General features: G+C 55.1%; 11 protein-coding genes. 7 read left to right on the plus strand and 4 right to left on the minus strand.

Annotated elements, in window-relative coordinates; translation table 11 throughout:
• The first annotated feature begins 110 nt into the window (after positions 1-110).
• From Pla22_RS13100 to fliM, 3 genes are all read left to right on the plus strand, one after another.
• A complete protein-coding gene (locus Pla22_RS13100; RefSeq protein WP_146515008.1) occupies positions 111-1,145 on the plus strand; it encodes a hypothetical protein in 1,035 nt (344 codons plus the stop codon).
• Positions 1,146-1,427: 282 nt separating this feature from the next.
• Complete coding sequence (locus Pla22_RS13105; protein ID WP_165440636.1) at positions 1,428-3,020, plus strand: hypothetical protein; 1,593 nt, start codon at positions 1,428-1,430, stop codon at positions 3,018-3,020.
• 363 nt (positions 3,021-3,383) lie between these two features.
• The gene (gene fliM / locus Pla22_RS13110) at positions 3,384-4,421 is read left to right on the plus strand and encodes a flagellar motor switch protein FliM (RefSeq protein ID WP_146515010.1); all 1,038 of its coding nucleotides are present in this window, start codon (positions 3,384-3,386) and stop codon (positions 4,419-4,421) included.
• 276 nt (positions 4,422-4,697) lie between these two features.
• Here the strand turns inward: fliM and Pla22_RS13115 are convergent, their stop codons facing one another.
• The 4 genes from Pla22_RS13115 to thrS all read right to left on the minus strand — a co-directional run bounded on the left by Pla22_RS13115 (position 4,698) and on the right by thrS (position 15,470).
• Entirely contained in the window at positions 4,698-5,021 is a 324-nt protein-coding gene (locus tag Pla22_RS13115) for an HU family DNA-binding protein (protein WP_146515011.1), read from the minus strand.
• 193 nt (positions 5,022-5,214) lie between these two features.
• Entirely contained in the window at positions 5,215-10,101 is a 4,887-nt protein-coding gene (locus tag Pla22_RS13120; RefSeq protein WP_146515012.1) for an Ig-like domain-containing protein, read from the minus strand.
• Positions 10,102-10,405: 304 nt separating this feature from the next.
• Positions 10,406-13,258, minus strand: coding sequence for an excinuclease ABC subunit UvrA (uvrA, locus tag Pla22_RS13125; protein WP_146515013.1), 2,853 nt, complete (start codon positions 13,256-13,258; stop codon positions 10,406-10,408).
• Positions 13,248-15,470, minus strand: coding sequence for a threonine--tRNA ligase (gene thrS, locus Pla22_RS13130; protein ID WP_146515014.1), 2,223 nt, complete (start codon positions 15,468-15,470; stop codon positions 13,248-13,250). The genes uvrA and thrS overlap by 11 nt, the downstream gene beginning before the upstream one ends.
• 555 nt (positions 15,471-16,025) lie before the next feature.
• Here thrS and Pla22_RS13135 point away from each other — a divergent pair.
• The 4 genes from Pla22_RS13135 (at position 16,026) to rimO (ending at position 19,438) form a co-directional block, all read left to right on the plus strand.
• Positions 16,026-16,325, plus strand: a complete 300-nt coding sequence (locus tag Pla22_RS13135; RefSeq protein WP_146515015.1) for a hypothetical protein — start codon at positions 16,026-16,028, stop codon at positions 16,323-16,325.
• A 307-nt stretch (positions 16,326-16,632) separates the two neighbouring features.
• Positions 16,633-17,382 carry a hypothetical protein gene (locus Pla22_RS13140; protein WP_146515016.1) on the plus strand — a complete coding sequence of 250 codons (750 nt, stop codon included), beginning with the start codon at positions 16,633-16,635 and terminating at the stop codon, positions 17,380-17,382.
• Positions 17,383-17,530: 148 nt separating this feature from the next.
• Entirely contained in the window at positions 17,531-17,911 is a 381-nt protein-coding gene (locus tag Pla22_RS13145; protein ID WP_146515017.1) for an STAS domain-containing protein, read from the plus strand.
• 111 nt (positions 17,912-18,022) lie between these two features.
• Positions 18,023-19,438, plus strand: a complete 1,416-nt coding sequence (gene rimO / locus Pla22_RS13150) for a 30S ribosomal protein S12 methylthiotransferase RimO (protein WP_146515018.1) — start codon at positions 18,023-18,025, stop codon at positions 19,436-19,438.
• Positions 19,439-19,462: the final 24 nt, after the last annotated feature.

Below are 19,462 nucleotides of genomic sequence, written 5' to 3' on the forward strand. Positions count from 1 at the left end.
GTTTGCCGGTCGGGTGACGGTAATCTTTACGGGTTAAGTAAGTTTTTCTTACTTTGACGGTTGTATCGGTCGATAGAGACTAGGTGCAAACCTCTCCACCGGATTTGATGATGAAGACCATAGCCCGATTCTCCCTGATTGCTTGTGTCCTGCTGATGATTTCGGCAACCGCTCATGCTCAATCATGTGGCTGCGAAAGTTGCAGCGCCGGTTTCGAGGATTGTTGTGATGCGCCTGGACTCAATTTGTTTGAGGAGGGAGTGTGTGACAGCGGAGCCTGTGCCGATCCTTGCGGTCCAAAATGGACGACCAGTGCTTGGGGATTGTTCCTTGACCGCGATGCTCCGTCGGGCGGTATTCCGTTGGTTTCACAAAACGCTGGTTCGACGCTGCTAACCACCGATGATCTGGAACCATCGACGGGTTCGGGTTTCGGCGTTTCGTTAGGTTTCGCAAGAACAAAGGGTTCTCGCTTTGAGTTCACCTTCTTAAATTCCGATTGGGACTTGTCCAACGGACTAGCGGGCAACGGTAATTTGAATTCGGTTTTGGGAACCGTTGATTACACGTTGGCGGATCGTATCGACATTAGTTACGACTCTGAAATCCAAAGCTTTGAATTGAACCATTGGGTCGACACCAACGCAAACTTCTCTTGGATGTTCGGTGCTCGATACTTTTCTCTTGACGAATCGTTTCGACTTACCGGTACTGACGGCAACTTCGTCAGCAACTACGACATCGACACCCAGAACGATATGTTCGGCGGTCAACTCGGTGCGTCGATCGAAGAGACGATTGTCGCCGGTTTCCTGCGAGGACATGTAACCGGCAAGGTTGGGATTTTTGGAAACGAGGCGAGTTCAGACTCGATGCTTCGTGACGTCAACAACACCGTTGAGTTTCGCAGTTCTTCCGTCAGCAACACCGACGCGGCCTTCTTGGGTGACGTCGATGCGGGCATCACCGCGTGCGTTAGCGAGATGTTCCAGGTTCGAGCCGGCTATCAAATGCTATGGCTTAATGACGTTGCCTTGGCACCAGAGCAGTTTCAAGGCAATGCTGCTAGTCCCGAGCAGCCAATCAATTCGTCCGGCAAGCTTTTCATGAGCGGTGCCTATATCGGTGCCATGATCAGTTGGTGATTGGCAACTAGTTTGTCGCCTTGATAGCCTCATGGCGATGCCGACCTAAGCTTCGTCGAATCGAGCATGTGTGCGTATTGTCGCGTCCTTGCGGCGATGTAGCACGATTCATTGAGGCAACTGCCGCGTTTTCGAAACGGCACAGCCTTTGCCACTGATGGCTTTCTCTTGAAAGCGCCGATACGGTCGGTCAGTCATCAGCAAGCAATAGGGTTTCGTATGTGCAGGCAACGCAAGCATCAATGTCGAATAGGAAAGTTCGAAGCTTTGGAAGGTCGGCGCTTGTTGGCTGCTAATGTCGCAGCATCCTATTCGGACGGCGAACTAGTGCTTGCTGGATCGTTCGACGACGACCACTTGTCCATCGAGGCGAACCCGGCGACCCGGCATGTGATTGTTCGAGGTCGTGATGGAACGCTCATCAACGGACGATCAGCCATTGGTTTCAATGCGGTTAGCGACTTCAAAGTGAATCTGAAGGGTGGCGAAAACGAAATCGTAATGCAGTCGTCCACGTCCGCGATGGCTGTATTCGACACGTTGAATCTTCGCGTCGGAAATGGAAGCGATGTCGTTTGGGTCGACAAAATGCGATTCACCGAATCATCGACCATCGTGACACTACGTGGTGATGACTTAGTCGTCGTTTCCGACTCTCAACTATCGAACCTTCGCTTGAACGTCGGCCTAGGCGACGATGGCGTGCAATTGATCGATAATCGAATCGATGGCAGTTCGCGATTAGTTAGCGAAGGCGGTAGCGATTCAATCGACATCCGTAGCAACACATTTCTAAACTCGCCGCTGTACGATCGCTTTCTCATTTCGGCTGGGGAAGGTGACGACAACATCAACTTCGTTGCCAACACCATTCGCACTCACAGCGATGTTTGGATCGACGGTGGCGGTGGAAACAACTCTGGACTTATTGAAGGCGTCACACCGCTTTCATTTGAGGGAACGTCGCTCAGTGGACCCTGGCGAGCGGTAGATGGAATACGTTCGAATCCCGGTTGGATCAAGTATGAAACGTTACACGATGCGTCCACGCACGATGTTACGGTCACGCTCGTTAACGGTCGAGCTAATATCATGGGAACGCAGTTCGACGATCGGATCTTTGTCGACACGCGATTGAGGTCGGGTGGGCGTCAGGAACTTACCGTTCGAGGCTTACCGGGAACGACGATCAACGGCGAAGAAACGTTGGTGCTTGACCACGTCGACATGATTGTCTTGAGTCTCTTCGGAGGCGACGACTTGTTCTCGATGAGCGACTTACAGCGTGGACTAGGAGTCCAGAATACCACCTACGAACGGTTCGACGTTGATTTAGGCGGCGGCGATGACTTCTTCCAAATCGTATATCCTCGAGTCACGGGCGTCTTCTCGGTGATCGCAGGCGACGGCGACGACTATGTCAGCATCAATCGTGTTGATGCCACTCAGTTGGTCGTTGAGGCTGGGAATGGAGACGACGCGGTCGAGGTGAACCTTTCTTCGATCGATTCGCTAACAGTGCGTGGAGGGGAAGGCAGTGATACGTTTGATCTGATCAACAACAACTTCGCGACCTACTTGGTGACCATCCACGGCGAGGCTGGCAATGATACGTTGATTTGGGACCAAAACCTGATCATCGGCGATCCTCTTTTAATCGTGAGTGGTGGGACGGGAACGGATACGCTGTTTTACGACAATCGAAACTATCGCAGTGGAATCCGGATGGGACCGAGCATCATCGGGAGTGAATTTGAGGACAGTCTGCTCGACCCATTTGTTTGGCCCGACAATCAAGATCCGATGAGTCTGCACCCGCTAGATTACCTCTGGCGGCTTTACGGTCGGCTCGTGCCAACCTGGGACGAGCTTTAGGGCCTCGGTGGGGGCCGTCAACGGCGATCGCCTCGAGGGACAAGGAATACCTAGGGACCAGCGTTTTAGGGCCATCTGGATGAGCAGGCGACGTTAGGGAGCCCCAGAGTTGACGGCAGCCTGGTGGCAATAGCAAAGTTGACGGCAACCTGGGTGATAGCCGGAAAGGCCGACACGAGCGAGGCCAGATGCCGGGATGCCGAGATCTGGAGATGACACTGCGGCGGCTTCTTCCCAGCCGTCTTGCGAGGTCGACCTCCAAAGCGGTCTGGGCCGGTCCGTCTGCCAAATTTCGATCTGGCGACACAGTGGGGCTGCACTGTAGAAACCAAGTCGGGAAACTCCGTTTAGGAAATAAGGACCATGTCCGAAGAATCACTCAGCCAGAACCAAGTCGAGAGCCTGCTAAAGGCGATGGAGTCGGTGGATTCGGCTCCGACCAAGCCAGAGCAGCCAAAATATAGCAACGAGCACAGTGCGACCGCACGCAGCAAGCAATCCTCGATTTTGGGTGCGGGAGCCCGCGTGACGGCCTATGACTTCAAGAGGCCTGAACGAGTCGGCAAAGAGCAAATGCGGGCGATGCACTCGCTGCATGAGTCTTTAGCGCGAAATTTCGGGGCGGCGGTCTCGGGCATGCTGCGCACGATGATCGAAGTCAAACTGTTGTCAGTGGATCAATTGACCTATAGCGAGTTCGTTTTCAGCCTCGATAACCCTAGCTGTTTCAATGTCTTGTCCGCTTCGCCGCTGGAAGGCAACTGGATTCTCGACATCTCGCCCACACTGTCTTATGCGATCATCGACCGAATGCTCGGTGGCGACCCCGATCCCAACGACACCATTCGACGTCCGCTTACGGAAATTGAAACTCGTTTGATGGGACGCGTCGTAGAGCTGTTTCTAACGCAACTCAAGACATCGTGGGAGAACATCGTCGAGCTCGAATTTGGGATCGACAAGGTCGAAAGCAATCCTCAATTGGTGCAAATCGTACCGCCCAACGAAGTCGTGATTTTGGTGGGCTTGGAAGTCGCGTTGGGCAAGAACCGCGGAATGCTGAACCTGTGCATTCCGTTCAATACCATCGAAGGGTTCAATTCAAAGCTGTCTCGCAATGGTTGGGTCGGCTACGGAAAAGCCAATCCGTCGGAGGAGACTCGCGATCGAATCTCGCACAGCATGAGCGATGCACCGGTGGACATCACGGTGACGCTTGCACGATCGAAGATCAAAACGGCGGACTTGCTTGAGCTGGCTGTTGGCGATGTGATCACGACTGAAAAAGCGGTCACCGCTTCCATGGAGCTGGCGGTTCAGGACGTACCGAAGTTCAACGCACGAATCGGCGCCTTCAAGGGCAAGAAGGCCGTCCGCATTGAATCCGTGATCGAGAGATAGGGTTTTCAGGTCTCAGGTCTCAGGACTCAGGACTCAGGTCTCAGGACTCAGGTCTCAGGACTCAGGTGAAGCTCGTTACGCGATTGCTGTTGGCGACTTCCCAGGGCCCCGGTGCGTTGGGACCGGTGCGTTGGGACCGGTGCGTTGGGACCGGTGCGTTGGGACCGGTGCGTTGGGACCGGTGCGTTGACGTTTGGCCATAAAAAAACCGCAGTGACGTGGCGATCGTACCAACGTGACTGCGGCTTATCAGATGAATCTGGGTCGAGAAACGACTTAGACCATTTCCTTCAGGCCCTTCAAAGGACGAATGGCAAGCTTCTTGGTAGCGGGTTTTGGCTTGAGCCAGATTTCTTCGCCGTTGGCAGGGTTGCGGCCCTTGCGCTTTGGCTTTGCAGGAACGTCCTTCAGAATGATCTTGCACAGGCCAGGGATCGCGAATTGACCAGGACCACCCTTGGAGATGGCCTTGTCGATTTCGGCGGTCAGTGCATCAAACACTGCTGCGACGTCCTTTTTCGATAGTTCAGTCGATTCAGCGATGTTCGCCAAAATCTGAGTCTTGGTCGGTGCCTTCGGTGCTGCGGCAGCTTTCGCCATGGGGTGAACCTTCTTCAGTAGCAAGGGGATGGGATGGGCCGGCAAAAATTTCCGTCCACGTGTTTTGTACGGGCAAAGTGTTAAGTCCGCGAAGCAATCGTTGCAACCCGGCTTTCGCCAAAAAACCAACGATTTGCGGGCTTTCCATTATGGGGGCTTGACGGACCACTAAACAACCGATCTCGGATTATCGTCAAGCAAGCTCGCCCAAGACAGTGTCGATTCCCTCTTCACTAAGCGTTTTGCTCTCGCTTAATGAATCGGCCGTTCGTGACTGAAGAGTCAGTTGTTCACTCACCGATTGCATCGCTGCATCCACGGAAACATCGTTATTTGCGGTGTTTTCGAAGGATGCGGTCGCTGGCGAATCAACTAAGTCGGCAGGAGTATCAGTCCACACGTCCGCTTCACCGGTGGATAACACCAATGCCGACGACGAGGAACCTTCGGGCGCTGGTGCGTAGACATTTTCCGCACTAGTCGACGAAACTGCTGCCGATTCGGCCTCGGGGACCGTCGATCCGAGCGTCAAAGAATTCGTGCTGGCAGCCGAATTTGCCGCAATTTCAGCCGATTCAGACGCCGTTTGGGTCAGCAAACTCGCTGCCGCAGTGGTCGTCGTCGTTGATGTCGTCGTGAACTCGACTTCGCTTTCTTCGACACTGACCTTGTACAAACGCAGGCCGTCGACTTCGCCGCGAGCTTCCACGCGGCGGTCGTTGGAAGCCGGAAGCGTGACTTCAATGTTCTCGACCTCCGACGTCGTGGCGTCGGTCAGCGTGCCTCGAATCGTCAGGTTCTGGCCGGAAGCATCCAATTGAGCCGTCGCGTTCTCGATGGTATCCGTCGACGGCGTGGTTGTCGTCATCAGACTCGATTGGCCGGGAGCCACGGCGACTAACAACGATTGCCGCGGCGTGGACCGTAGGAAGTCGCGAATCGAAATGTACTCCGGTCGCAGTGTGCCCAATGTGCTCTGAATTGTGGCATTGCCATCGTCGGCGTCACTGGAAACGGGAATCGACTGAGCTTGTTCGCCGCCCACCAAGAATGGAATAGCGGGAACTTCGATCGTGTATTCGCCTGGCAACACACCTGGGAAGGACACACCTGTGCTGGAAGCCGTACCGGCAACGTTGACCTCTTCACCAAGAATGTTGTTGCCTCGCAGCATGATGTTCGATGAGCCTAGTCGAAGTGCCGATGATCCCGTGATCGAGTAAACGATGTCGCGAGCAACGTAGTCGAGTACCGTAATCGAGATCGTGCCTGTCGCGGTCATGCCCGTCGAGTCCGCAACCGTGTAAGTAAACGAATCGCTTCCCGAGAACGTCGCCGATGGTGGCGTGTAGAACAGGCGACCGGTTGCAGAATCTAACCGCACAGATCCGCCCGCGGTTGTCGAAGCATCGAAGGTCGACACCGAAAGCGTTTCACCACTGTCGACGTTAATCGCATTGTCGAGTTGGAACACGACGGTTTCACCGGCACCGCGATTAAGCGTTTGGGTGAGGTTGGACGCTGGAGGCGGATCATTCACAGCAGCAACGGTGAACGTCGCGGTTCCCACCGCAATCCCACCGCCAGTATCACGAATCGTGTAGGTCACCGTTTCGACACCGTTGAAGTTTGCTGCGGGAGCATAACGAATGGTGTTACCGTCGGCGCTAACCGAAGCCGTTCCGCCTTGCGAAGGAGTCCCCACGCTGTTGACGACAAAGGCTTGATTGTCGGCGTCCCGCGTGTCATTGGCTCGCACATCGTAAGTCGTCGACGCAGCGTCCTCGGTGATCGAGAATGAGTCATTGACTGCGGTGGGCGGATCATCCGCCGTGATCACGGTCACGTTAACCGAAACCGTTGTCGTCAATGTTCCGTCGCTTAAGGTGTAGGTAAAGCTATCGCCACCCACGTATCCAGCGGCCGGTGTGTAGACAAGCGCGTTGTTCGTCGAATTGATCGTGACGGTGCCGCCATTGTTCGGCGTTGAAACGGCCGTGATGGTCAATGTTTCGCCAGTGTCGGGAGCACTACTGTCGTTGGCGAGGACATCAAGCGTATTGTTGGTCGAGTTCTGATCCACGGTGACTGAATCGGCAACACCGGTCGGTGGGTCATTCACACCGGTGACCGTTACCGTCACCGATGCATCTTGCTGAATCCCGGTCGAGTTGCTGACTCGGTACGTGAACACGGCATTGCCGACAAAGTTCGCTGCGGGCGTAAAGTTGACGCTGCCACCCGAAAGTGCAACGGTGCCGCCAGATGCCGGTTGTGTCACCGAAACAATGCTAAGCGAACCAGTGCCGGTCACTTCGTCATTAGCGAGGACGTCGAACGAAGTCGTTGCCGAGTCCTCAGCAACGGTAAACGTATCGGGTCGGACGATAAAGTTTTGTCCGATCGCGAGCGAAACGCTTCCATACGAGATGCTGTCTTCGGCATCGATTCGTTCGTCGACACCGAAGATCAACGTTTCGCTGTTGCTGTCCGTCGCCGGTGCACTGCGAATCGTGACACTGCCTGATGCGATTGCTTCCATTTCGATCGTGGCGATCAAACTCTGGGCTTCATTGGTGGCTTGAAGCTGGCTGCTAACCGCACCGAGTTCGTCAATGATGCCTGTGCCAAACGTTCCCTTTCGAGTCAACGTAAAGTCATCGGCATACTGGATCGGCGTACCAGCGACCCGTCGAACGAGTGTGCTGTCGAACAGGATGTCGGCATAGGCAGCGAACACGCCGGGTTTGTTGAACAAGCGAGCATCAGCAGCGGTGAATGTTAAGAGGAATTTTTGACCAACATCAAGTGAAGTGATCGCGTTGCCTTGGGTATCCGTCACTCCCAACAAGATCTCAACCAACGGTTCTCCCGCGACGGCAACATTGAACGATTCGCTTCGAACATTGCCAGCGGCATCGGTTAACTTGATCGCAAACGATTGACTTCCCAATTGAGATTCAACGGGGGACCAATTGATCACACCGGTGCTCGCATTGATTGTCGCACCAGTAGGGCCGCTGGTGATTTCGTAAACCAAGCCGGTGCCCTCTTCGGTGCTGACCAAGTCCGATATGTACGGACGTCCGACATTGGCGGTTTTCAGTGCCGATGCGACCACGGAACTCGGAAGCGTCCGGTCGTAGTTGATTGTGATAGCCGGTGACAAACTGCTGGAATCGGTTCCAACTTTGGATCGAGCAGCGACGTTGTAGGTGCCGGTTCCCAAAGCAGCGAAGTTGTTCGTGGTCACCACTGCGGTAGTGCCACTTGCGACCACCGTACCCAAGACGACGTTGTTGGCCGTATTGACCAATTCGATTTGCTGGCCTGCTACCGTGCCTGATACGAGGAAGCTAAGTGTGCCCGCATTCGTAATGTTGTCGGTGTTACTGATGCCCGTGTCTGAACCAGCTTGCAAGTCGATTGATGTTGGCGTGATCGCGCCTTCACCTTCAAACGTGAACTGGATCACTTCCGTGTCGACCGGGGAACTCGCGCTGGCACGAACCCCAACCGTGACTGAGACATTTCCTTCGAAGCCAGAAACTGGCGTCACGGTCAATTGACCGGTCGTGGGATTGACGTTCACCGTGGCATTGTTCGATGTGGTGCTGGCGAAGTACTGCACCGGGTCGCCTTCGACGTCAACGCTGCTGAGCGTCAGCGTGGCTGGTTGATTGCCGCTAACGGGCGTCGGTGTTGGAATATCGAGCAAGTAGGGTTGGCCATTGCTGTTGGTACCGGTGTCGGCGACCACGGTCACAGCAACGGTTTCCGAGAAGGAATTCCCGTTTGAATCGGTGACTGTGAAAGTCACATTGGTGGTTCCGGTTTTGTTCCCAACGCCTTTAAGCATCACAACCGAATTTTCGGTGTCGTCGAATACGGTTACCGATTCGATAACAACATCCGTCACCGGCCGATTTTCGGTGGTGTTGTTGACGGCCGTCGAACTGATTGCTTCACGAACATCAAAGCCTTCGACCAATTGACCAAACACGGAATGGTTGAAGTCTAGGTGCCGCGTGTCGGTTTCGGTAATGAAGAACTGCGAGTTGTTGGTGTCGTCAAGCGAAGTCTTCGCGAACGACAATACTCCTTCACCGATGTGCTGCAGATCAGGATGGAATTGATCGCTGAACGTGCCGAGAGTAGACCCGAGCGAACCACTGCCATCGGGACTGCCAGTTTGCAAGACGAAGCCATCGACGACGCGGTGGAAAATCTGTCCGTCATAGAAACCGTCCTCGGCCAGTTCAATCACTCGTCCGGCCGGGCGTGGCGCACGTTGTTCGAACAACTCGAACACCATGTCGCCATAGGTGGCCATGTCGATTCGAATCGAACGGTTGCCTGTCAGAACCGTGGCGGTCAGCAGCGTTGGGTCTTCGACGGTGACCGTGGTGGTCAGGGGGCCGTTGCCCGGATCGTACGCATCTACCGGCACGTGAAGCGGAGCGCCTGATCGAACCGTCAAATCACCAATGGTTTGGATCGTGGGCTGGTCCGATGTCGGGATCGGAACCTCGGCGGCGGCGCTAAGGGCCGCGAGTGATTGAACGCCCGTCAAACGAGTGCCGTTGGGAAAGTCCCAAGTTGGGATCTCGACGATATTCAATTGGGTGGGACCTGCGATTGGCAAGAATTGCCGATTGGCATCGGTCACTTCGGTGAACGGAAGGTCATCTTTTCCGTCGGCGAAGAGCTCTTTTTGAGCCGTGCAAGCGGGACACCAATGCGCACCATAGAACTCAACGCCCTTGGCAGCCAAGTCTTTTGCAAACTGGACCAAGTCAGGTGCTGCTTCACCTTCGCCGACGCCCTCGAGCTGTAGCCCACTGGTCTGGCTAGCCACTTCGCTGGAGGAACTGGTGCCGTCAGTGAACAAAAGTTCCATGTCGCCCGCCATCAATTGACGTTTTTCGAGCGATTCGAGTAACAGTCGGCCTCGCTTGGGTTCAGCGGGCGAGTCCGAGCCTGGCGAGAACAAGCCCCCGAGCAATCGGCTAAGCGAAAGACGAGATTTTGAATTGCGATTGGCTTTCGGAGTCATCGAATGACTGGTTCGTGAAGGCATCGTGGATCTTAGGGAAAAGCGTGTTCGTGCGTGTCGAAACAGTGGGTTATCGGGAGGAGTGTCGGCACGGCAAAAGCAGCAAGACGAATAAATTCCTCACAACCGATATTGTTTACCAAATTGGAATTTTGGGTCCACAGAACAGGATGAGATGTCCTCAGAGTACGCTCGAGTTGGCGACGATAGCTCTCGAAAAAACGACAACCCGGCGTGAAACTTGATCGGTTGGACGGCCAACCGCCTCGATGGTTCCCGCAAAAGTGTCGTCAAAGATGGGGGATTGAGCCCCGGAACCACCCGGGCTCTAGCCGGTACGACGTTTCCAGGTATCCCTCAGCACTTGGCCGGTCAGGCTCCGTTTGACCTTGGCGATTTCTTTGGGTGAGCCCGTCGCCACGACGTCACCCCCGTCCGCGGCTGCACCGGGGCCCAGGTCAATGATGTAATCGGCCGCCTCGATCAACATCGCGCTGTGCTCGACGACCAGCAGGCTATGCCCGTCGTCAATCAACGCATCGAAGCAATCCACCAAACGCACGATGTCAGCGAAGTGCAAGCCCGTGGTCGGTTCGTCCATGATGAACAGCGTGCGTCGTCGGGACGCCGAAGCAAGAAACGCGGCAAGCTTCAACCGCTGGCCTTCACCACTGGAAAGCGTCGTCGCGGGCTGGCCTAGTTTGATGTAATCCAACCCGACTCGTTTCATGATGCTAAGCCGGTCCTGCACCTTGTCCTGCCCGCGAAAGAACGAAGCAGCCTCTTGGACGCTCATGTCTAGCACATCGGCGATGGATAGGTCGCGATAACGAACGTCTAAGATTTCGTCTCGGTATCGCGTCCCCTGACACGACGGGCACTCCATCGACACATCGGCTAAGAACTGCATGTCGACTTCAAGTTGACCAGCACCCTCACATTGTGGGCACTGACCTTTCGCACTGTTAAAACTAAAGTGACCCGGACTCAGGTTTCTAGTTCTCGCTTCCACGGTGCCCGCGAATACTTTGCGGATTGCGTCAAACGCTTTCACATACGTCACGGGCGCACTTCGGGCACTGCGGCTGATAGGCGATTGGTCTACCAGCAAGCAATCTTCGATCGCACCGAGCCCTTTGATATGCTCGTACGGCAATGGCTTCACACTGGCATCGCCACGTCGATTTCGAATCGCCCCGTAGAGCGTGTCCTGAACCAAAGAGCTCTTGCCACTGCCGGAAATGCCGGTCACCAAGCAGAGCAGCCCAAGCGGGAATTCAACGTCGATCTTCTTGAGGTTGTGACCGCTTGCGCCAGAAAGTGAGATGAATCCACGAGGCGTTCGAACTTCGCGATCACGAAGCGTCCATCCGCGTTGATTCGACAAGAATTGTCCGGTCAGACTCTTGGCATCGGAGATAAGCTCGTCGCTCGTACCTTCAAACGTCACTTCGCCACCACGCACACCCGCTTCAGGGCCAATTTCGATCACGTGGTCAGCCAAGCGAATCATCGTCTCGTCGTGCTCAACTACGATCACGGTGTTTCCGCGATCGCGCAAGCCGACGATTGCGTGCGACAGGCGTTCGACGTCGATCGGGTGCAAGCCAGCCGTTGGTTCATCAAGCACATAAAGCATGTTGACCAGGCTACTGCCCAGGGCGCTTGTCAACGCGACTCGTTGCGTTTCACCACCCGAGAGTGTTCGTAGCGGACGATCGAGTTGCAGGTAACCCAGTCCAACGTCTTGCAGGTAGCCAAGGCGATCGACAATCTGCTCGCGAGGTTCATCAGCGATGGCTTGCTCACGAGCTGCAAGGCTCACGTTTCGAAAGAAGTCTTTGGCCTCATCCGCCGACATCGACAACGTGTCGGCGATGTTGCGTTCACCGATTCGATAAGCCAAAGCTTCTGGCTTGAAACGCTTGCCATGACAATCGGGGCACGGGAAGTACGTTTTGAAACGCGAAGCGAAGATACGAACGTGCATCTTGTACTTCTTGCGTTCCAGCCAAGCAAAGAAACCATCCAGGCCGCCAAACTTTCGTTCCGGCACGCCTTGTTGAATCAGCTTCAAGTGCTTCTTTTTAAGCTTCTTGAAAGGCACGTCGACAGGCAGATCATAGTCGTCCGCGAGAGCCAGCAGTTCATCCAGTTCATGGGCATACGATGGAGTGTTCCAGACAGCAAGAGCGCCCTCGGCCAACGTCAAGTTCTTGTCGGGAACCACCAAGTCCATGTCGACATCGACAACGTCCCCAAAGCCCTCGCATGTCGGGCAGGCACCCAGCGGGTTGTTGAAATTGAACAACCGTGGCACGGGGTCCGGATAGTCAATGTCACAAACATCGCAGCGTTGATCTCGGCTGATCACTCGCCGCACCCAAGTTTTGCCATCGACTTGAACCGTTGCGGTATCACCGCCGGCGATATCACTGGAAAAGCTGGTCAAGACGATCGCACGGCCGTGCCCTTCATTCATCGCCGTTTCGAGTGACTCGGTTAGTCGAGACACTTCGTCACTTGAGGTAACACGGTCGACGATGACCACGATTTCGATGCCGCCTTTCTTGACCTTGGCGGCAAGACGCCCTCGATCCTCGTCGGATAAGTGAAACGTTTCGCCCCCGGCAACCAATCGCAAGTAACCTTCCTGTTGCAGGCCGAGCAAAATTTCGCTGGCTGCCGTGCGATTGGATAGCCAGATAGGAAAGCCGATCATGGAACGGCTCCCTTCAGGCATCTGGGTCATTTCGTCGGCAACGACACCTGGATCGTCGGCCACCACGGGATTACCGCACGAATAACAAAACAGCTTCGCGGCTTTGGAAAACAGCAAACGCAAATGGTCAGCGATTTCAGTCGCGGTTGCCACGGTGCTGCGGTTGGTTTTCGATCCGCCGGCGCGTGTGACTGCGATCGCAGGTGGAATGCCTTCGATTTTGTCGCAATCCGGTTTATCGATTCGCTGAAGGAACTGTCGCGTGTAGGCCGAGAAGCTCTCGATGTAACAACGCTGGCCTTCCGCGTAGAGCGTGTCGAGGGCTAGCGAAGTTTTGCCGGATCCCGACAGACCACAGATCGCGATCAATTTGCCTCGCGGAACATCGACATCGATGTTCTTAAGGTTGTGAACGCGACATCCGCGAACGGAAATGTGGCTGTGCAAATCAGTACTCATCGCCGACGGCGGACGATTCGACCGATGCCGCCGCGCTGGCACCTTGCACCACTTGGCGAACGGAACGGTCGGCAATTTCCTTTTGCAAACGAGCGATCGCTTCCGCCGTTGGCATGGATCCTAGGTCGCCATCGATTCGGTCTCGCAGGGCAATTTGACCGGTTTCGGCTTCCTTGGGTCCAACGACGGCCATGTAATTGACCAGGTCCAATTGTGCGTTACGGATCTTCGCTTGCACCTTGCCACCGGTGTTGTCGACGGTGGCTTTCAAACCCGCATCGCAAAGTTGTCGGCAAACCGCAGCAGCGTACTCGAGCGACTTGTCGGACAATGGCAGCACACGGATCTGTTCAGGCGACAACCACATGGGGAAAGCGCCGGCGAAGTGTTCGATCAACATGCCAGTGAACCTTTCGACCGAACCAAATGGGGCGCGGTGAATCATCACGGGGCGGTGAGCACTGTTGTCGGCACCGTTGTATTCGAGCTTAAAACGCTCGGGCAGGTTGTAATCGAGTTGAACGGTTCCGAGTTGCCACGAACGGCCGATACAGTCACGGACCATGAAGTCGGCCTTGGGGCCATAGAATGCCGCTTCGCCTGGTTCTTCGTTGAAGTCCAAACCGGAGTTTTCTAGCACGCCACGAAGCGCGCCTTCGGCGTGGTCCCAGTTCTCTTCGCTTCCAACGTACTTGTTGCTGTCAGGATCGCGTAGTGACAGTTGCACGCGGTAGTCCGTCAGCCCGACTGCGTTGAGTACGAATTTGGTCAGCTCGATGGTGGCCTTAAATTCTTGCTCGACTTGGTCGGCGGTACAGAAAATGTGGGCGTCGTCTTGAGTCAATCCACGAACGCGAAGCATCCCGTTAAGTTCGCCGGTTTGCTCGTGGCGATACACGGTGCCGAACTCGAACAATCGCATCGGCAATTGCCGGTACGATCGTGGCTGGCTCTTGAAGATGTAGCAGTGGTGTGGGCAGTTCATGGGTTTGAGCAGGTAACGCTCGTGTTCATGTTGCCAAGCATTCAGCACGTCGCGTTTCTTGTCCGACGATGCCGATGGTTTGTAGTCGGGCAGCTTAACGCCAAACACTTCCGCGGCCGCAATCAACTTGTCTTCGTCGTCACTGGAAAGCTTGTCATCCTTGAGTCGTTCGCTCCATGCATCGAGCATGCCACCAACTTCGCTACCGAACAACGGCGCAAATTGGCTGTCACGATAATACGGAAAGTGACCGCTGGTTTCGTACATCTCCACGCGACCAATGTGTGGCGAGTAAACCGGATCGTAACCGCGCGACAGTAATTCCTTGCGCAAGAAATCTTCCAGTGCAACTCGAACGCGAGCGCCCTTGGGCAACCACAAGCACAAGCCTTGGCCGACTTCGGGATTGATTGAAAATAATCCGTGTTGTTTGCCCAGCACTCGGTGATCGCGTCGCTTCGCTTCTTCGATCTGTTCAAGGTAAGCAGCGAGTTCTTTCTTGTCGAAGAACGCGGTGCCATAAAGTCGTTGCAGACTGCGACCGGAGGTATCACCTTTCCAGTGCGAACCCGCGACGCTCATCATTTTGATCGCCTTGATCTTTCCGGCGTCGGGAATGTGAGGACCGCGGCACAGATCAACGAATTCACCCTGACGATAGAAACTAAGGGTCTCTTGATCGGACAAGCCGGTTTCGATGTGTTCGACCTTAAGGTCTTGGTCGAGGTCGGCGCATAGCTTGCGAGCTTCATCCCTGGGAACCGAGAAACGTTCGAACGGTTCTTTGTCCTTGATGATCTTCTTGATTTCGGCTTCGATCTTGGGGAAGTCCTCTTCGGTCAGGCGATGTTCCAGATCGAAGTCATAGTAAAAGCCGCCTTCGGTGGTCGGACCAAACGCCAAGGAGACGCCTTTGTAGAGTCGCATGATGGCGCGAGCCATGACGTGCGCGGCCGAGTGACGCAGCACACCGAGCGCCTCGGGATCTCGCGAAGTGAGTAGCTTCAGTTCCAGCGGGCCGTCGGTTTGGTCGGCTAATTCTTCAAACGTTCGAAAAGCGTCAACGATCTTTCCGTCGATCTCGGCCGCGATAACGCTGCGGGCCAGACCATCGCTGATGCTGCGAGCGATGTCCATTGGCGTGGTTTGCGGCGGATGCTCGCCAAGGGTGCCATCGGGGAGTTTGACTTGGATGTTGGCTGAAGGAACAGAGGGGCTCGTGGTCATGACGTTCGTTAGGTGTCCTAAAAGGATGGTTGGCACTCGCATACCGATGGCGAGTGCTTAAATAACGTGTTTCGATGGGTTGAGGCTAGGCAAGTTGACGCTTCGCGGCGGGGACCGTTGCGTTGGACGGCAAGTGCCGCTGACGCTCTGCGGCAAGTGCCGTTGACGCTTTGCGGCGAATGCTTTGCGGCGAATTCCGTGTGGTGCAATCGTGGTAGCGGTAACCCGGATGCCAGCGACATTAGCCCCGGGCATCCATTGGAACACGTTTCGAGGTGGTCTCGACGAGACAGGATGATGGTCGCACCGCGATATCGTCAATCCCGATCTGTCCAGAACTGACCGCGTAATCGTCACAGATCGCTTAACGGTACAGGTTTCTGTTCTCGCCAAGAATTCACTAACCGCCGCCGATTAACAGTGGTAGACCGACGTGGTGAGACACTCCGACCCAGGATTGGGTTCGCCGCGTTCGTCCGATGCCCTTCCATCCTTCCCGATTTGATTTGCACCTTTCGTCCTGAATGACCAGGCGAGAAAGCACCGAGCCAGCTCATGTCGATGTACCGCAATCGCTTCTTCCTCGCCGGAGTCCTGCTGATTCTGTTGGGGATTCAATTCCGAATGGTTGATTCTTTTGTTCTTAATGAGTCGACGACCCGCATGCTCGCTCGCGTAACCAAGAGCACCCCTGTGGCGGATAATTCGTCGATGTCGAACTTCATGATGTCGGTTCACCCCAAGCCCATGAAGCGAGTGACCCCGCCTCGCTGGCTCGGTTTGGCAATGATTGCGGTGGGGGCTGTGATGAGCTGCCACGCTTTGGCGTTGCCCCGCCAGCAACGCCACGACTGAGATCAAGCATCGACTCAGCGGTGCTTCGCTGCCCCACCAGCGATGCACCCACCTACGAGTCCCCTGCTCGTTTGAAAGTCGCCCCACCCTGTTCAAAAGTCACCAACCCGTTCACGCCACTGTCGCCTCTCGATTGAGTTCCGCTTCTCGATCGCGTCCGATAGTCCCGCCAGCGTGAGCACCTGACCCGGCGGCCGCATACGGACCTACCCTCCCTCCCGTATGTGGCCGCCCCGGCCAGGATCTTAGGTCTTCATCCGCCAAGATCCGCCGGGCGTTCCCCCTCAACGTCAACGAAAGTTCGCACATGCTTCTGCTGCCAATCATCCTCTGGTGGGCTGACTCGCCGTTTCGATTCGCGTTTGGCCGATCCCGGCGAATCGTTTGCGCGTTGAGCATTCTTGCCATTATGGCGATGGGGGCACTCGATGCGGACAACACGATGGCGGATGACCGACATGGCTATGAACATCGTGGTTTTCACGAATCACTCAATGAAGACGCGTTCTCTCGCAAGACAGCCGAAGAGCAGCCTCAAGCAGAGGACTCGGTAGTTCGCGAAGGAACGCTCATTCCCCCCACCGATGGAAGAATTGTCATGCTTGGCCGACGTTGGGCATTCGTTCCGCAAGCGGTGGTTGGCGCTCAAGAGGATGACGACCCCATCGCGATCGGTGACGACCGATTAAGGCGACAGGACTTGTCGACAATGGAATGGAAGAACCGAGCACTATCAAGCATCGCACGATCCGAAGCGGCTTCGGGTGCCGAGCGAACCATCACTCGATTGCGATTTAGCACCGGCGGAATGTTTGGTCCCGTGAAAGTCGTTTCCACCCGTGACAGCCAACGCGAGCAACGCAAGATCGCAAGCGTCAATGAAGTTGCCGAAGGAAGGCACTGGATCCTGGCTGAAAACTTGATGCTACAGCGAATTGTCGAATCCATTCGAGCCGACGCGCAAGACGATCGCTGGGTGATATCTGGAAAAGTCACCGAATTTTTCGGCGAAAACCGAATGGTCATTCGAACGGCGCAAAGGTCCGACTCGGAGTGAATCGACGCCGTAGGAGCTCGGTAAGTTAAATTATGCAGGTATTATTGGGCTAATCAGTACCGCGAAGCCTGCTGCAACCGTTTGCACAATTTCGATGCTTACTCTACTGTGAGTTAAATCTTACGGCGGAAATGAGCGATCGGATCCCATGCAGAGTAATGACGAATACCTAAAAGTAGTCAAGCAGGGAAGCGAGACCACGGTCTCGATTCCACAGCACCACCTCAGCCGTTGTGAGAGTGCCCGCAAGCTTTCTAGCGACGTTTGTTCGCTTGTCGAAGAAATTGCTGAGTGCGACGGCAGCGATGATGAACAATCGCATCTGAACTTGGATTTTGCTTCGGTCGACCGCATCACGAGTGCGGGTCTCAACGGCTTGATCCGAATGAACACCAAGTTTCGCAGCCACGGTGTGCGATTGGTGTTAGTGAACGTTCCCACTCCGGTGCGTGAAGTGTTCGAGCTCACCCGACTAGAGCGAATGTTTGAGTTCGCAGCGGGCGACGACACGCGACCAATTCTTGGCTAGCGTTAAGCTGCGTTGGTTCCGCCGGTATCGACCCGCGTTTAGCGACGGTTTTAGCCGTTCGCGACCGTTTTAGCCGTTGACAGAAGGCCTTGCACAGCCAACGCTAGCGGCATGCAATTACCCATCGTTTCCGAAACCAACACCATGCCCTCGCGGGTCGCCAAAGACGGCGAAGGTCCGCGCGGTCGGTACGCCGTTATTAGCCTCGGTTGCCCCAAGAATCTCGTCGATACCGAGCAAATGTTAGGTCGCCTCGACGAAGACGGCTATGCGATGGTGGATTCCGTCGACGATGCCGACTTTGTGGTCGTCAATACATGCGGTTTCATAGACTCCGCTCGTGAAGAGTCGCTCGGCGCCATCGACGAAATGCTCGCGCTCAAACGTGCTGGCAAAATTCGCAACGTCGTCGTCACCGGATGTTTGGCCGAACGCCAGCAAGGCAAGCTGCTTGAAGCCCGCCCTGAAATTGATGCGATGATCGGCGTCTTCGGACGCAATGAAATTGTTTCGGTGATCGATCGGCTGCAAGCTGGCATCGACGAGCAGGCCAAGGTCTTCCGCCCGGCGCCCATTCGTCCGCTTTCCGATGCGGTCCGCCGGGCTGTCACGCCTCGGCACTTTGCTTATCTGAAAATCAGTGAAGGCTGCGATCGGCTATGCACCTTTTGCGCGATTCCAAAAATGCGAGGCAAGCATTACAGCAAGCCAATCGATCAAGTCGTCGATGAAGCCAAGCGGTTGGGCGATAGCGGCGTCCGCGAAGTCGTCGTTGTGGCGCAAGACACCACGTACTACGGCAAAGACTTATATGGCGAGCCAAGGCTTACCGAGTTGCTAACGCAGCTCGATAAGATTGATTCCATCGATTGGATTCGCTTGATGTATTTCTATCCGATGTACATCGATGACCGCTTGATTGACACTCTTGCGGGCAGTCAACGAATTTTGCCTTACATTGACATGCCGTTGCAGCACGCCAGCGATGCGATGCTGAAGCGAATGTCCCGCAAGACCACTCGTTCATCTCAGGAAGAAATCCTGGGCAAGCTTCGCTCGAGGATTGATAACTTGGTCATGCGAACCACGTTGATTGCTGGTTTCCCCGGCGAGACCGACGATGATGTCGATCAGTTGTGCGATTTTGTTGCCCAGCAGCGTTTTGAGCACTTGGGTGTGTTTACGTATTCAGTAGAAGAGGATACGCCGGCGGCTCGACTGCCTAATCGTGTACCTGAAGAAGTCGCGCTTGAACGTCAGGGGCGGATCATGGAAATTCAGCAACAAGTCGCCTTCGATTGGAATGAGTCTCGTGTTGGCACCGTCGAAGACGTCATCATTGATTCTCCGCTAGACGATCAACCCGGTGTTTGGATCGGGCGGACCAAGAGTGAAGCCCCTGATATCGACGGTGTTGTCTATGTGTCAGGTGTCGATCCCGATAGCCCGATTGAAGTCGGTACAATCGCGCAGTGCGAAATTGTCGCTGCGGATGGCTACGATCTAGTGGCCGCGCCGCTGTCTTAAGACGCAATACGTTGCGTTTGAGTC

This window comes from Rubripirellula amarantea, assembly GCF_007859865.1.
Lineage (GTDB): Bacteria > Planctomycetota > Planctomycetia > Pirellulales > Pirellulaceae > Rubripirellula > Rubripirellula amarantea.